Source organism: Pseudomonadota bacterium, assembly GCA_026388315.1.
In the GTDB taxonomy this organism is placed as follows: Bacteria; Desulfobacterota; Syntrophorhabdia; order Syntrophorhabdales; family Syntrophorhabdaceae; genus MWEV01.
The window spans coordinates 77,014-92,768 of sequence record JAPLKA010000084.1 but is presented as its reverse complement, the minus strand read 5'-3'; the positions used below and the strand labels follow the sequence as shown (position 1 = coordinate 92,768).

Annotated in this window: 16 protein-coding genes; 12 read left to right on the top strand and 4 right to left on the bottom strand. The window is 45.3% G+C overall.

Going from position 1 to position 15,755, the window contains the following annotated elements:
- Positions 1 to 1,170 (bottom strand): surface lipoprotein assembly modifier (locus NTX75_11935; GenBank protein MCX5816930.1); only part of this gene is annotated, 1,170 nt, incomplete at its 3' end.
- Between the two features lie 31 nt (positions 1,171 to 1,201).
- Positions 1,202 to 1,966, bottom strand: coding sequence for a 3',5'-cyclic-nucleotide phosphodiesterase (locus NTX75_11930; protein MCX5816929.1), 765 nt, complete (start codon positions 1,964 to 1,966; stop codon positions 1,202 to 1,204).
- A gap of 101 nt (positions 1,967 to 2,067) precedes the next feature.
- Here NTX75_11930 and NTX75_11925 point away from each other — a divergent pair, with 101 nt between their 5' ends.
- Both NTX75_11925 and hflX read left to right on the top strand, forming a co-directional pair.
- Positions 2,068 to 2,562, top strand: a complete 495-nt coding sequence (locus tag NTX75_11925) for a hypothetical protein (protein ID MCX5816928.1) — start codon at positions 2,068 to 2,070, stop codon at positions 2,560 to 2,562.
- Positions 2,563 to 2,968: 406 nt separating this feature from the next.
- Positions 2,969 to 4,324: a GTPase HflX gene (gene hflX, locus NTX75_11920; GenBank protein ID MCX5816927.1), complete on the top strand. Its 1,356-nt coding sequence runs from the start codon at positions 2,969 to 2,971 to the stop codon at positions 4,322 to 4,324.
- A gap of 16 nt (positions 4,325 to 4,340) precedes the next feature.
- Here the strand turns inward: hflX and NTX75_11915 are convergent, their stop codons facing one another.
- Positions 4,341 to 4,829 carry a PaaI family thioesterase gene (locus NTX75_11915; protein ID MCX5816926.1) on the bottom strand — a complete coding sequence of 163 codons (489 nt, stop codon included), beginning with the start codon at positions 4,827 to 4,829 and terminating at the stop codon, positions 4,341 to 4,343.
- Between the two features lie 139 nt (positions 4,830 to 4,968).
- On the bottom strand, positions 4,969 to 6,099 hold the full coding sequence (locus NTX75_11910) for a 23S rRNA (adenine(2503)-C(2))-methyltransferase RlmN (protein ID MCX5816925.1): 1,131 nt from the start codon (positions 6,097 to 6,099) through the stop codon (positions 4,969 to 4,971).
- A gap of 751 nt (positions 6,100 to 6,850) precedes the next feature.
- Between NTX75_11910 and NTX75_11905 the strand changes: the two genes are divergently transcribed.
- Genes NTX75_11905 through NTX75_11860 form a run of 10 tightly spaced genes read left to right on the top strand, consistent with a single transcriptional unit; the run spans position 6,851 to position 15,733 of the window.
- Positions 6,851 to 7,162, top strand: coding sequence for a hypothetical protein (locus tag NTX75_11905; GenBank protein MCX5816924.1), 312 nt, complete (start codon positions 6,851 to 6,853; stop codon positions 7,160 to 7,162).
- Positions 7,163 to 7,171: 9 nt separating this feature from the next.
- A complete protein-coding gene (locus tag NTX75_11900; GenBank protein MCX5816923.1) occupies positions 7,172 to 9,268 on the top strand; it encodes a V-type ATP synthase subunit I in 2,097 nt (698 codons plus the stop codon).
- A gap of 36 nt (positions 9,269 to 9,304) precedes the next feature.
- Positions 9,305 to 9,820, top strand: coding sequence for a V-type ATP synthase subunit K (locus tag NTX75_11895; GenBank protein MCX5816922.1), 516 nt, complete (start codon positions 9,305 to 9,307; stop codon positions 9,818 to 9,820).
- 21 nt (positions 9,821 to 9,841) lie between these two features.
- Positions 9,842 to 10,438, top strand: a complete 597-nt coding sequence (locus NTX75_11890) for a V-type ATP synthase subunit E family protein (GenBank protein ID MCX5816921.1) — start codon at positions 9,842 to 9,844, stop codon at positions 10,436 to 10,438.
- A 40-nt stretch (positions 10,439 to 10,478) separates the two neighbouring features.
- Positions 10,479 to 11,426 (top strand): V-type ATPase subunit, encoded by a 948-nt coding sequence (locus NTX75_11885; GenBank protein ID MCX5816920.1) that lies wholly within the window; start codon positions 10,479 to 10,481, stop codon positions 11,424 to 11,426.
- Positions 11,419 to 11,745: a hypothetical protein gene (locus NTX75_11880; GenBank protein MCX5816919.1), complete on the top strand. Its 327-nt coding sequence runs from the start codon at positions 11,419 to 11,421 to the stop codon at positions 11,743 to 11,745. The genes NTX75_11885 and NTX75_11880 overlap by 8 nt, the downstream gene beginning before the upstream one ends.
- 44 nt (positions 11,746 to 11,789) lie before the next feature.
- The gene (locus NTX75_11875; protein MCX5816918.1) at positions 11,790 to 11,924 is read left to right on the top strand and encodes a hypothetical protein; all 135 of its coding nucleotides are present in this window, start codon (positions 11,790 to 11,792) and stop codon (positions 11,922 to 11,924) included.
- Positions 11,917 to 13,674 (top strand): V-type ATP synthase subunit A, encoded by a 1,758-nt coding sequence (locus NTX75_11870; protein ID MCX5816917.1) that lies wholly within the window; start codon positions 11,917 to 11,919, stop codon positions 13,672 to 13,674. The genes NTX75_11875 and NTX75_11870 overlap by 8 nt, the downstream gene beginning before the upstream one ends.
- Positions 13,675 to 13,696: 22 nt before the next feature.
- On the top strand, positions 13,697 to 15,070 hold the full coding sequence (locus NTX75_11865; GenBank protein ID MCX5816916.1) for a V-type ATP synthase subunit B: 1,374 nt from the start codon (positions 13,697 to 13,699) through the stop codon (positions 15,068 to 15,070).
- 3 nt (positions 15,071 to 15,073) lie between these two features.
- The gene (locus NTX75_11860; GenBank protein ID MCX5816915.1) at positions 15,074 to 15,733 is read left to right on the top strand and encodes a V-type ATP synthase subunit D; all 660 of its coding nucleotides are present in this window, start codon (positions 15,074 to 15,076) and stop codon (positions 15,731 to 15,733) included.
- Positions 15,734 to 15,755: the final 22 nt, after the last annotated feature.

The window sequence follows — 15,755 nt, the reverse complement described above, 5'->3', positions numbered from 1 at the left end:
GTTGGGGTCCACCGGTGCGGTGGACTCAGTGGTGTTATAATATTTGTTTCGCATATACCCGTAGGTAAGTTCCAGAATGTTCTTGTCATTGATCATATACCTTGCCGTAGGGGCAATTCCCGACGACAGGAGATAGCGGGTCTCTGACCACCAATCAAGCTTATTCAGGAAGTCGTCCCCTATTTGCCTCTGGAGGTTGATGTAGCCGAAAATAAGCGGTACGGTAAAAGCAATCTTGCTGAAGCTGTATCCCGGGGTTACGGTGACGGATTGTTGCGCCAAGTTGTAATCATCCCTTCTCATATATCGGTCTGCAAGGATGGAGTACTGAACGGAGAGGTTGTACGGGGTTCTGAAAGAAAAAGGTGCGATGTAGAGGGCACGAAAGGTTGCAGTTAGTGCGGTATCTTCCTTACCGGAAACAAGGTATGCGTTATTCGGGTTATCAAAAATAGTACCTGTTGTAGGGCTTGCATTTACATTTGAGTCGTATTTGTAGCCGAGGCTGACATTGAACCTGAAGGGCCGCTCTGCATCTATCTTATCCGTTACCGCCCTTTCGTAGTCCCTCGCATAGGTGGCAAGGTCGGATGTGGGGTCAAGGGTAATCAATAATTTAAAACGCTTCTGAGAGTCCTTCAACTTCCCTATCTTCATATAGGCATTGGCAATCTGGAAATCCGCTGCCTGGGCAACGGTCTTATCCAGTTCTTTTGCCTTTTCGAAGGCGGTAATGGCCTCAGCGTTTTTGTTCTCTTTGAGAAGGTAAAGCCCTTTCAGAAACTGAATCCGTGCAGGGGCGATACCCTCTTTTTCACCTACCTCTATCCACTTGTAGGCTTCGTCAAGACTGTTTGTCTGATACAATGAGTCAATAAGTTCTACAATGGCTTCTTTGACAGGAGGACTAAAGGTGACGGCATCCCGCAGATGGGGTACGGCCTCTTTGTAATTCTCCATGACTTTATAGGTGAGCCCGAGGTAAAAAGCGGCTACAGTCGAGGTTGGTTCAAGCTTGCGCGCCTCGATGAGATTTTCAAGTGCTTCTTCATAGTTTTCATCCCTGAACTCCTTCATACCCTTTTCTAAAGGGGTTTGTCCGTATGCGGCAATTGATGTAAGGCATAAAAGGAACATACAGAAAACAGCGATTATACATTTTTTACCCATTGTTTCCCCCTTACTTAGAATGTTGTCTGAATTATAACGTTATTTGGCTCCCCTGTTCCAGGGGCTTTATGTTCCCCCTCTTTGATAACGATAGCTCACTGAATATTTCATCTAAAAAGATAGGCTTTATATGGTTTATATAAATGGGCATTTTACCAAGTCCATATCTGTCTAAGTGGTCAATGAGCATTGACAGTGTCATGTGCCCCGATAGTTTTGCCAGTGATTCCAAGCGATTCGGGAATGACACATCGGCTATGATAAATTCGATCCCCTCTTCTTCCCGTGCAATCTCCCAGAATCTTTTTGTGGGACCCGTATCGGAGGTGAACATAAAACCTCTGGTACCCTCTTTAATAACGTATCCGACTGTGTATACGGTATGTGTCATCAATATGGGTTTTACGGTAATGCCGTTTATGTTTGTATACTGTTCCAGTTCAATCTCGCGTAGTTTGATGATAGCATTCTTTTCAGAAGGGATAACAGTAAAGTCAGGCCACAGCCGGTTGTTGAAAAGGTTGTCTGAAATAATTTCAAGAATTTGTTTTACGCTTATCAAGTCAATGTTGAATTCTCCCATCATTACCAGCTCATCGACAAGAAATACCAGGTCTTTTATGTGGTCGAGATGGGTGTGGCTTATCAGTATATGCTTGATTTTTTTTAACTGCTTATCATCAAGAGGTTCCGTTACTGTGCCGGCATCTAATAACAATGATTCGTTAATAAGGTAGGAGGTAGTTCTGAAATTTTTTACTGAGTTGCCGTAACATCCAAGAATTTTTATCTCCATAAGCTGATTTTATTAAAATATTCATAAATATGTCAAGATGTTTCCAATGTACCCGCTGCCTTTAGCTTGATAATTTGCCCGGTTAATACTATTATAGGAGAATGAAATATTGGTTTGCAGTGAATACAAAACCGAGGAACGAAGACAGGGCTGCTTCAAACCTTGCCGGTGGTGGTATTGAAGTGCTTGCACCAAAATTGAAATTGAAAAAGTACAAAAATGGCCGGTTCGTTGAAGTCGTTGAACAGATGTTTCCTAATTATATTTTTGTGAAGTTTCATCCTTTAGATGAGTTCCGGCTTGTAAAATATACAAGGGGTGTAAAAACCATCGTTCACTTTGGTAATAAGATTATCCCTATTCAGGATGAAGTGATAGATTTCATAAGGTACAGGCTTGTGGATGGTGTGGCAACTATCCAGAAGAAGGGTTTTCGGAAAGGTGAAAAAATATTAATTAAGGATGGTCCTTTTAAAGGCCTGAGCGGGATATTCGAGAAAGAGCTTGAAGGCAAAGAGCGCGTCATGATACTTCTCGACAGTGTCCAGTTTGCAGCCAGTATGGAAATTGACATGGATTTGCTTGCCAGTGTCTAATACTGGTTCAAATCTGTTTGATTGGTTTTATTGGTCTTATTGGTTAAAACCAATTGAACAGATTTGAACCAATAGAACATGCATTGCTTGAGAATGGGAGACTTCAATAGAAATACTCGGTAACACCCAGGGACTTGATCACTTAATCAGAAGAAGACTCTTAAATCTTTACAAAAAAAGAGTAGATCCATCATCAATTATTTCAATTGATCTGGCAAGAAACATCATACAGATTTCCCGTGAAATTTCAAGACAGGTTGGACTTCTCATTAACAGGAGGGGGGGCATTGAATCTGTCATTGTCGGGGAAAAGGGAGGCATAGCGATACCTCCACTTTCCACAGAAAGGGTTGGAAGGGCTCGATTCAGAGGTGTACGGTTTATACATACCCATCTGAATGGTGAATTGCTCTCCAAGGAAGACCTTACCGATCTTGCGATGTTACAGTTTGACCTTGTAGCCTGTCTGACAGAGGGGAGAGGGGGTACGGGCGAAACGATACATATAGGCCATCTCATGCCGGATGATCAAAAGGGCAGGATATGGGAATTCATCGGTCCAACCAGCATACAGGAACTCCATATTGATTTTATAGAGTTTATAACAGCCCTGGAGAATGAATTCGTAAAGGCCAGAGGAAGATATTATATTGTAAACAAAGATCAGGAGCGGTGTGTACTTGTTTGTGTTGTTCTTCCAAGGATAGACAAGAATATTGATGACCACATATCGGAACTTAAAGATCTCTGCTATTCCGCAGGCATCTCTGTTGTAGATGTAGCTATACAGAGACCAAAGGAGTTGCATCCGAAATATCTTATCGGCAAAGGGAAAATAGAAGAGATCATTATGAAAAGTCAGCAGTTGGGGGCAGACCTTCTCGTCTTCGATGAGGAGCTGACGCCGGGCCAGATAGGGAATATCTCGTCCATTACCGATTTAAAGGTCATAGACAGAAATCAGTTAATACTCGATATATTCGCGCAGCGGGCCAAGACAAATGAGGCAAAGATACAGGTAGAGCTGGCCCAGCTCAAATATATCCTCCCGAGGCTCGTAGGAAGGAATACGGCATTTTCAAGATTGATGGGCGGCATCGGGGGAAGAGGTCCCGGAGAGACGAAGCTTGAGGTTGATAGAAGGAGGATCCGGGAAAAGATCGGCTTATTGGAAAAAAAACTTATTGAAATCAGAAAGGTGAGGGGCAAAAAGAGAGAAAAGAGGAGAGGCTCCAATATTCCGATTATTTCAATTATCGGCTATACGAACTCCGGCAAATCGACATTGTTAAACCTCCTCACAAAGAGTAATGTGGAAGTTGAGGATAAACCATTCAGCACCTTAAACCCGACCACGAGGCTCATCAAATATCCTGAGAGAAAAAACATTATAATAACCGATACAGTGGGTTTTATAAGAGGTTTACCCAACGTTCTCCTCAAGGCCTTCATTGCCACGCTGGAAGAGCTCGAAGATGCCGACCTCCTGTTGCACCTTGTGGATATCAGCTCACCGGACTTCGAAGAACGAATCCATATCGTTGAAGACTTGATCGCCCCCCTTCATCTTGGAGAGAAGAAAAGGATAATAGTTTTCAATAAAGTTGACAGAATGGATAAAGGGATCATCCGGAACATTGAAGAGCGGTATAATGCTGTTTCCGTATCCTGCCTTAAGAAAGAAGGGATTGACAGGCTGATTCAGACAATCGAGGAAAAAATTCGAATCGGAGAGCCGGCGAATCGGCGAATCGGCGAATGAGAACATTAAAGTTGTATTATCCCAATAGTGAAAGGAAATATTCCTTAATCTCCGGATCAGCATGGCTGAAGTCGAATTTATTGATGAAATGTTCTATCGGTAAATCTCTGGCTTCTCTGAAGAGGGCATCTACCCTGGCATAAATCTCACCCTGATCATCTTCCAGCCATGCTGTTGCATGGATGTCCCTATCTTCAATTCTTAGAAACTGACCTTTGGCAATGTAAGTGCTACCGCACATAACAGGTTTGAAAAATTCCATCTCTGTTTTTCTTGTCATGCCGATTTTTTGTGTTTCCATAAAAATTACATACCAGATAATGACATCCAGAATACCGAAAATCATCCCACCGTGCAAAACATCTGTATAACCCTCAAAGCGGTTGTCGAGGTTCACATCACAGAATACAATGCCATTTTCGTACATCATCTGAAGCCTTAATCCGTCTTCTCTGCTGAACCCGCAGAAAAAAGAATCCTTATAAACCGGAAGCATGCCTTTCATCTTTAATTCTCCATTAAATTCAGTGAATAGTCGTTAGTGAATAGTGAATAGTAAAACCATAATATCGAGTGTCGGACATCGAATATCGATTTTCTATATTATGAATTCTGCTTTTACGTTATCTACTATCTACTATTCACTATTCACCATTCACTGTCTTTAAGTATCTCATACCCAGTTGTCCACATGCCCCGCCAATATCCTGTCCCCTCGAATTCCTTATTATGGTCGTAAAGCACCTGCTTAGAAGGTATGCCTGAAACCTCTCTGTTGTTTCAGGGCTTGGGGTTTTAAATTCGAGATAGGGAGACTCATTATAAGGGATAAGGTTTATTTTACATTTTACACCTTTAAGGATTTCCGAAAGCTGTTTTGCGTCTTCGAGCGAATCATTGAAATCCTTGATTAAAATATATTCAAACGTGATTCTTGTCCTGTTGGTTCCTTTAAAATCTTTCACAAAATTCAAAATAGCCCTTATGGGATAGAGTCTGTTAATAGGCATGAGATATGACCTCTTTTTATCATCCGCCGCATTAAGTGATATGGCAATGCCTGCCACTTTAGGTTTTATCAGATGCAGCCCGTCAATCAATCCTACGGATGAGAGGGTGATCTTACGGTAGGAATAATCGAGACCAAAGGGGTCTTTTAATATGTCGAGCGCACGCATCACGTTGTCCAGATTATCAACCGGTTCGCCCATACCCATGAAGACAATATTGGTGATCAATTTTTCAGACGATTCTCTCAGCTCCTTTTTAGCAATCAATCTCCCCTGACCCTCGCCCGGCAGGGAATTGATTTTAGAGATATTTGAGAAATTTGTCTCATTTTCGAGGTATTGTTTAACCGCTATGAGCTGTCCTACAATTTCTGATGTGGTGAGATTCCTGATGAATCCTATTTTTCCTGTTACACAGAATTTACAACCCATCCTGCAGCCTATTTGTGTGGATATGCACAGCGTGTCTCTTTTTTCTTCGGGCATGAATATGCTTTCCACCACATTACCGTCTTTAAGGAGAAATGCAAATTTGGTTGATCCATCCTTAGAGAAAAACACTTCTTTTATCCCGGGGAGCGTTGTATCAAACATATCTCTGAAAACCAAACGAAGACTTTTCGGGACATTCGTCATTTCGTTAAAATCATATATACCCTTATTGTAGACCCATTTGTACAACTGGCGGGACCGGTATTTTTCCTTTCCCAGGGCGCCTATTGCTGTTTCGAGGTCGTTCAGGGTGAGGTCAAAAAAATTGTGCATTCTTCAAATATTCCTGTGTTTCAATTCAGATACAAATTAAGTTAACAGAAAACATGCCCTACTTTCAATAAATTCCCACGGGTTTGCCCGCGGGAATTTATGCTGCGAGCATAAGCGAGCATGAGGGGGAGGCTCCGACAGCTTTGCTGGCGGAGGGGGCGACGCAAGCCCCAGTAATAGAACAAAGTTTCTAATTGGGATTGTTCTGGGTTTCTAATTTGGATTGTACTAAAGACGCTAAAAAAGTGGTGTTTGAATAGGGATTGGTAAAATTTTTACCCGGCGAATTTAACTCTTCATGGCGGACCAGACAGCGATTGCCTTCGTGACAAAAAAACCAATAATTATTGCCCACCAGGCATACCACGGTAAGATGAGAAAGGATGCATCTATAGTCATTTTGTACCTCCATTAAGCTTCTATTATTTTGAAGCTCCTGTTGTTCATAATAATATAAACAAATCGGAGAAACCTCAATCAGGGTTTCCCTGATTTTCAGCTTCGAAAAGTATGAAAATTAAATGACAGGGCTCGAAAAGATGAAAATATCGGAGAAACCTCAATCAGGGTTTCCCTGATTTTCATCTTCGAAAAGTATGAGGGGGTAGGTAAAACCCCTGACAATAATATTGACAGTGAATGAATATTTAATATAGGATAAAAAGCCTCAATCATGATAACAGAGGTCATTCCTATCGGGGCTGATGTTAAAATGTAAACATTATTTAGATATGGTGGGCGAGGAGTATCAATGGTGATGTTAGTCAAAGATGTTGTAAACCTTGAGAACGAGGCTGAATCAATAATTGCGCATGCCCACGTAGAAGCGAAGCAATTAGAGAAGGTCTATGAAGAAGAAATCGCTGCCTATCGTCAAAAGATGACTGAAGAGATGAACGAGAAGATCGCAGAATTCCAGAAAAATATTGAGGAAACTCACAAAACAGCTTTGTATGAGGCAGAGAGGGAGCTGAAAGAGTCGCTCGATGCCTTGAATAGTGTTTCCGACGATGCTTTTGCGTCCCAGGTGGATTTGATCGTGTCACGATTATGCAATGTATAAGGAAGAAATATGGCCATTGAGCTGTTAAAGAGGGTCACGGTTGTAAGCCCGAAAGAGACAAACAAGCGTTTGGTAAAGGCTATTAACAACCTGGGCATGATGGAGATTATCGACGTCAAGAATTCCCTTGAAGAGGACGTTCCATTCAGGAGCTATGAAGTCCCCACGGAAGAGGAGGATAATAGTCTCTATAAAATTGATTCCATCCTGAATCTTATGAATATTTTTTCTCCTGAACAGGAGGGCTTCATTAAAAGCCTGACGCCGCTTCCCCTTGTTACATCTCAGAAAGAAATAAATACAGTTCTCAGCGAATATAACCTTGAGGACAATTACCGGTATACGAGCGAACTGGACGAGATTTACCGCCGTTCCGAGAGAGTGATTAACGAGATCGAGAATGAGATGAAAGAGCTTGGCCCTATTGCAGATATCCCCTTTGATCTTGCAGAATTTTTCTCACCAACCCGTGTCGGCATGGCAATAGGGTATGTGCCGGAAAAAAACGTTATTCAACTTAACCCTGCAATAGAGCCATGGACAGAGGTTGCATGGGAAGAGGTAAAGCCCGCCGTGTTCCCTGACAACAACCAAAAGTATGATACTTCCAACGCAGCGGAAAAGCAGGCGAATGGACGCGTCAGAATGGTATTTGCCTTCCTTAAGAATGATGCCGAAGGTGTACGAAAAGCCCTTTCTGATATCGGGTTCGAAGAAATCCAGCTCCCGAAACGCATGGAAAGGATCATAGACCGTATGCGGGAACTGGAAGGGGACCTTGGAAAATACCGTGATCAGGTGGCCGAGGTTGCAGAAAAAGTGAAACTTCTTGCTGCAGGTCAATGCGACGGAGAAGGTCGCCGATCTCTGCATATTCTTAAGGCATACTGGACGAATATCCGTAACAGGCAGGTTGCTGCCATGAAAGGCGTGCATGGGAAATGGGTCTATATATTGAGTGGATATATAAGGTCAAAAGACACGGATACTTTCATTGCCATGATAAATAAGGAGTTTCCTGAATCCATGGTTACCGTGGAAGATCCTTCTCCGGATGAAGATTTACCGGTAAGTATTTCTGTGCCATACCTGCTGAAACCAATTCAGCTTCTCACCGAGATGTTCGGCCTTCCAGCATACCAGGGTTTTGACCCGACCCCTTTCATGCAGTTGAACTTCTATATCTTTTTCGGAATCTGCTTTAGTGATGTGGGCTATGGTCTTATGCTTATTATAACGGGCGCATACTTAACCGCTAAGACAAAGGCTTACAGAGGAGTGAACAACCTGACCCGCATACTCCTTTACGGCGGAATAAGCAGTGTTATTTTCGGGGCGCTCACAGGGTCCTGGTTTGGAGATCTCCATAAACCGGAGTACCTGGGGCAGGGGAATATCCTGCATGTGCTGCAGCAGAAGTGCCTTGTGCTTGACCCCATGGATAAGACCATATTGGCTCTCATAATTGCCCTCAGCCTCGGGGTACTTAACCAGTTCCTTGGTATCATTCTCAAGATGTATGGCGCAATCCGTAACAGGGATTTTATCGGTGCATTTTCTGATGGAATATGCTGGATTGTAACTTTGTCCGGCCTTTTAATGATCGTAGGGAAGATCTTCGGTGATATTCCACCAAAGATCTTTAACACGGGTATATGGCTCTTTGTCGGGGGCATAATAGGATTGATACTGACACAGGGAAGGGATCTTAAGGGCCCCATGGGGAAACTTGCAGGAGGGGTTGTAAGTCTTTACGGAATCATGGGCAGCTATGGAATAACGGCTTTTATCGGTGACACCCTGTCGTATTGTCGTCTGCTCGCCCTCGGTCTTACCACCTCTATTATTGCCATGGCTTTCAACCTTATGGCAGGCATGATCAGGGACGTCCCGTATGTGGGGATGGTCCTGTTCATCATTGTGCTCCTGGTAGGCCATCTGTTTAATTTCCTTATCAGTGCACTGGGGGCATTTGTCCATTCGATGCGGCTCATCTTTGTTGAGTTCTTCGGCAGGTTTTATGAGGGAGGAACAAGGCCATTCCAGCCGCTTAGTTTTGATTCATCCGTGTGCGTCATGAAAAAAGCTGGTGAATCTGGTGAATGATGTTATTTTATAAAAATGTACAATGGAGGAGAGAAAATGTCGCCTGAATGGATTGAACTGGGACGCGGTCTGTGTTATGGAGGAGCAGGTCTGGCTTTTGGCCTGGCAGGTGCAGGTTCTGCATGGGGTATTGCTATTGCCGCGCATCAGTGCGCCGGGGTTCTTCGCGAAAAGCCTGAGCTCTTCGGCCGTCTGCTTGTTATGCTTGCCCTCCCTGGAACACAGGGATTTTACGGATTCATCGCTGCCATCCTCATGATGACGCAGACAGGTCTTATCGGTGGTTCAGTTATTAAAATCACGCTGGGAACCGGTCTGGCGCTGTTTTTTGTCGGGCTCGGATGCGGTTTAGCCCAATTCATTTCTGCTATCAAGCAGGGCGAAGCATCTGCGGCCGGTATTTCACTCATTGCCCGAAGGCCGGAGGCTGCCGGAAGAGCTATCTTATTCCCGGCATTTGTCGAGACATATGCGGTTGTTGCGCTTCTCGCAACAGTTCTCTTTATTGTATTTCTTACTCAGCCGCTTGCTCTCGGAACCCTTGGCAAGTGAGAAACGAGGTGTCGAAAGATTATGGGAATAGAAAAGATTCGTGAAGCAGTCTTATCTGAAGCCAGGAAGGAAGCTGCCCAAATTATTGAAACAGCAAAAAAGCATTACGCCTCGCTCATGAATATCAGAAAGGAAGAAATTGCCTCGGAGGTTGACAGACTCAATAAAGCCCGTACTTCAGCCATTGCAGATGAGTTCAACCGTAAGCTCATCCAGTTTAAGGGGATGGCAGGCAAACAGGTTCTTGAAAGGCGTAACCTGTTGCTAAACGCTCTCTTTAAAAAAGCCAGGGAGATGGTACTGAGCTGGCCTGCGGAAAAGTATGGATTGTTCATGGCCGGTCTTATCGAGAGAGCTGCAAGTGATTCCGGAGGGAAATTGCGTGTTCACAGGGATGAGAAGGGTATCTTTATCAGAATCCTCTCGGATATGAACGAGAAGAGAACCCCTGAAACCAGGATGGTCCTTGATGAGTCAAGTCCGCTGAATGAGCGCGGAGGCTTTATTTTCGTAGGCACGAACTATGAAGTAGATCAAACCTTAGGGCTGTTACTGAAGGATATAAAACAGGAGATGTTACCGATTATGGCGAAAGAGTTATTTTCGGTTCAAGTATAATATGGTTCCAAAAATACCGAATATTCCACAATGGGGTTTTGTGTCAGGAAGGATAAGTGTTCTTGAAGCGCGTTTTCTGCCAAGGGAATTTTTCCTGAACATGATTAGTCAGGAACGCATTGAAGATATCGTTCCACATCTTCAGGATACATTTCTCAAGGATTATTTAGCCCCGGGAGCTGTCCGGGAGGATTTTGGCGCTCTTCCTGACAGATGTTTTTACGATATGGCGCTTTCGCTAAGGGGTAACTGCCCTTCCACGATACCGGTGGATATTTTTTTGCTCCAAAGTGATTACCTGAACCTGAAGGGCGCGCTGACTGGCGCTACGGCATTTCCTTTTCCCATAAGTCTTTTCACACAGGAAATGCTTTTAGCCATAGTGCACGAAGATTATGCCGAACTCCCGCGGTCACTCAGAGAGTCAACAGGATGGACTGCAGGCGATGCATTTCAGATAGACTCCGGCATTCTTGACATTATGCTCGATGGTTCATATTTAAGGCATCTTCTTTCTCTGGCGAATGAAATCGAGTCTGAAATGGTCAGCATATACGTGAAAGAAAGAGTGCTTGCGTATATCGTTATTGTTCTCTGGAGGGCAGCAAATCAGGGGATTTCGCTGAAACGCTATCAGCAGCATCTTCTCCCGCTTGAAGATTTTACACAGGTTGTGATCGAACTCACCGGGATAAATAACCCGGAGACATGGCCAGCGGTGATAGGGGGAATAATAGGGGATTTGTTTAACGAATCTCTTGAGTCTTACGCAGATGAGCAGATATCTAGTTTTGACTTAAAGGTAACGAATTACTTAACAAGGATTGCCCGTGACGGCAGGTTACAGACCGCTGGTCCTGAGAGGGTATTCTCCTTTCTTGCCGGGCTCAATGTGGAGATGCAGAACCTTAAACTGGTTGTTACCGGCAGACTTAATCGCATCGATCAGGACCTGCTGAAAGAAAGACTGAAGGATTGCTATGTCTAAGGCGATTGCTGTAGGAGAAAAGCACCTCATACTCGGATTTAAATCTGTAGGGTTTGAGATTATCCCACTGGAGGATAGTTCAAAATTAATGCAGGAACTGGTTAATCTGTCAACGGATCCTGAAATAGGGTTGATCCTTGTTACAGAGAGCATTGCAGGTGAGAACCCTAAAGCAATTAAGGAATTCCGTCAGCGGTGCCCGGCTGTTTTAACTATTATTCCCACGCATGAAGGAAGTAAACACATAAGTTTTCAGGAAACGAGAAGATCTGTGGAACGTTCCATAGGGATTGATATCCTTGGGAAAGATAAAACATAATAAATGGGTAGTGTAAAAGTTGCGCGAAAGGCGGTTAATGGTGTATGAAAACGTGCACATTGGTAGCAATCTATGGGGTAGCGAGCCTCGCGAGCGAGAGGGGAAGTCTCTTCGGGCTTTGCTCGAAGAGGGGGCGACGCGAGCCCCATAAAACGGGTAAGGATATGAGATATGAATGAAAACAGAGGTGAAGTAGTAAAGGTTTCCGGACCACTGGTGATTGCCCGTGGACTTACCGGTGCACGCATGTTCGAGATGGTACGTGTTGGTGAGGCGAACCTGTTTGGTGAGATTATTGAGATCAAGGGCAATGATTACTCTATTCAGGTTTACGAAGAGACCGAGGGGATTGGTCCGGGTCAGCCTGTAATCAGGACCGGCGAACCGCTCAGCGTCGAACTGGGCCCCGGTCTTATCAAGTCAATCTATGATGGGGTGCAAAGACCCCTTGATGCATTGGCCCGGGACTTTGGTGAATATATTGTCCGGGGCGCTGAGAGGCCAGCCCTCGACAGATCGAGAAAATGGAATTTTGTGCCGATAGCCAAGATTGGAGACCATGTGGAACAGGGTGATATCCTTGGGACTGTTCAAGAGAGTACACTTGTGGTGCATAAAATTATGATGCCCCCGGGTAAATCGGGTATCATTAAGAAGATTGAAGCAGTAACGGGTAATGTTGATACTGAAGTGGCTGTTATCGAAGGTCAGGAAGATATCTTCGGTATTACTATGGTTCAGAGGTGGCCTGTCCGTGAACCACGTCCTGTAAAGCGCAAGGTTATGCCCACAGAACCGATGATTACAGGACAACGCGTTATCGACATGTTATTCCCCATTGCCAAGGGAGGGACTGCATGTGTTCCGGGACCATTCGGCAGCGGGAAAACCGTTGTGCAGCATCAGCTCGCAAAGTGGGCTGATGCACAGATTGTGATCTATGTGGGATGCGGTGAGCGGGGGAACGAGATCACAGATGTTCTCATGGAATTTCCTCATCTCAAAGATCCGGCTTCAGGTGAGCCACTCATGGAACGGACTGTACTTGTTGCGAATACGTCGAATATGCCGGTGGCAGCCCGGGAGGCGAGTGTTTTTACCGGGATCGCAATTGCCGAGTATTTCAGGGATATGGGGTATTCTGTTGCACTCATGGCAGATTCAACAAGCCGCTGGGCAGAGGCCATGAGAGAGATCTCCGGACGTCTGGAGGAGATGCCAGGCGAGGAAGGATATCCGGCCTATCTTGGCTCCCGTATTGCAAACTTCTATGAGCGTGCAGGCAGTGTTGTCTGTCTCGGTTCTGATGACCGGTCCGGGGCTATTACGGTAATCGGCGCTGTGTCACCCCCCGGAGGCGACTTCTCTGAGCCTGTTGTCCAGGCGACACTCCGTGTGGTAAAAGTTTTCTGGGGGCTTGATGACAAGCTTGCATTCTCAAGGCATTTCCCTGCCATCAACTGGCTTACCTCTTATTCTCTTTACCAGGATATGGTAGATGAGTGCTCGGACTGTAAGTTTGATGCTCAGTGGTCGATAAACAGGAAAAGGGCCATGGACATACTTCAGAGAGAATCAGAACTCGAAGAACTTGTCAGACTTGTCGGTATTGATGCCCTCCCTCACGAAGACAGACTTCTCATGCAGGCAGCCAAGATGATAAGGGAGGACTTCCTCCACCAGAATGCCTTTGATGAGAGGGATGCCTGTACATCACTGGATAAACAGTTCAGTCTATTAAAATTGATTCTCCACTATTTTGACAAGGTAAAGAGTTCATACAGTGACGGCGCAACACTGGAGTCACTGACAAACAATGATGTTCTTAATGATATTGCACGGGCGAAACTGATTCCCGAAGAAGCCCTCGATCAGTTCGATGCGCTCGAGCAAAAAATAACAAATACAATCTGCGCGATAACGTGGTAGAGGTAGGGAGAAGATGGCAAGTATTTCGAAAGAGTACCGAACAGTAACACAGATTGCAGGCCCCCTGATGCTTGTTGAAGGTGTTGAAGGGGTGACCTATGGAGAATTGGCTGATATTAAGCTCCAGAATGGTAGCTTCCGGAGGGGCCGCGTCCTTGAGATAAATGGGGATAAGGCGATGGTCCAGGTCTTTGAGGGAACGAGTGGTCTTTCTCCTCAGGATGTGAAGGTAAAATTTCTCGCAAAAGGGATGGAATTGGGCGTCTCTCTGGATATGCTGGGAAGGGTTTTTGACGGGTTCGGCAGGCCCATTGACGACGGTCCGTCCATTATTCCGGAGAAATATCTTAATGTGAACGGCAACCCCATGAACCCATTCGCTCGCGATTACCCGAATGAATTCATCCAGACAGGAATATCAACCATTGACCTCCTGAACACGCTTGTCCGTGGGCAGAAACTTCCTCTTTTTTCCGGTTCCGGTCTTCCTCACTCCCGCCTTGCAGCTCAGATTGCCCGCCAGGCCACGGTGCTGAAGACCGGCGAGAAGTTCGCCGTTGTCTTTGCAGCTATAGGTATCACTTTTGAAGAGGCGGAATTTTTCGTCGCTGACTTCCGCCGTACCGGCGCTATAGAACGGTCAGTGGTTTTTGTTAACCTTGCAGACGATCCGCCCATCGAGCGTATCGCACTCCCGCGCATGGCGCTCACAGCCGCAGAGTATCTTGCATTCGAAAAGGGCATGCACGTCCTTGTCATCATGACCGACCTCACAAACTACTGTGAAGCGCTGCGTGAGATATCCGCTGCCCGGAGGGAGGTGCCTGGTCGACGGGGATATCCGGGGTACCTTTACACAGACCTTGCTACGCTCTATGAACGTGCCGGCCGTATCAAAGGTAAAACAGGCTCAATTACGCAGATTCCGGTTCTTACCATGCCTGAGGACGACAAGACTCACCCGGTTCCAGACCTTACAGGGTATATCACCGAGGGGCAGATTATTATCAATCGCGGTCTCAACGCCCGCGGTATCTACCCGCCTGTCGATGTATTGCCTTCGCTGTCTCGTCTGAAAGATAAAGGAATCGGGGCTGGAAAGACGAGAGAGGATCACGCCGACGTCATGAATCAGTTATATTCCGCTTATGCCCGCGGTAAGAACGCAAAAGAGCTTGCGGTGGTTCTCGGTGAATCAGCCTTGAGTGATGCGGACATCCTCTTCGTTAAATTTGCCGATGCCTTTGAAGACAAGTTTGTCCGTCAGGGCGAGAACGAGAACCGCACCATCGAGGAAAGCCTCAGGATTGGCTGGGATCTCCTTGCCATGATCCCCAGAAATGAGCTGAAGCGTATACGGGATGCCTTCATAGAGAAATACTATCCCAAGAAATAACATATGGCAGAAAGACTCGCGATAAACCCCACCAGGATGGAGCTTTTAAGGCTGCGCAAAAGGCTTGTTGTTGCCCAGCGCGGTCACAAGCTCTTGAAGGACAAACTCGATGGACTGACGAAAGAATTCATGAACCTTGCGAGGGAATACAGGGGCTTTCGTATAGAGGTAGACGAAGAACTGCCATATGTACTCAAGCTCTTTGTACTTGCAGAGATTACCTCTTCGCGTCAGATTACCGAGTCCGCACTTGAGAGCACAAAACAGGATCTGCAGCTTATTGTGACGAAACGCCGGCTCATGAGCGTGGCAATCCCGAAGATAGATGTATCTTTCGGTGAATCAGCCGGGATGTACTCGTTTATACATACTTCTCCTGAGCTTGATGTTGCTATTAAATCACTTAAGGAATTCCTGCCGAAGCTCATAAGAATGGCTGAGCTTGAAGAAGCGATCCGCATCATAAGTAACGAAATTGAGAAGACCAGACGCAGGGTGAATGCCCTTGAATATACCTTGATTCCGCGTATGCAAGAGACCATCAAGTTTATCACCGGTAAGCTCGACGAAAGGGAGCGGTCAAATACCAGCAGGCTTATGAAGATAAAGGCAATGAGGCTTGCTCAGGAATCTTTGCGTGAAGCGGAATTTGTGAAACAATAATGGCCCATGGCTCATAGCTCGT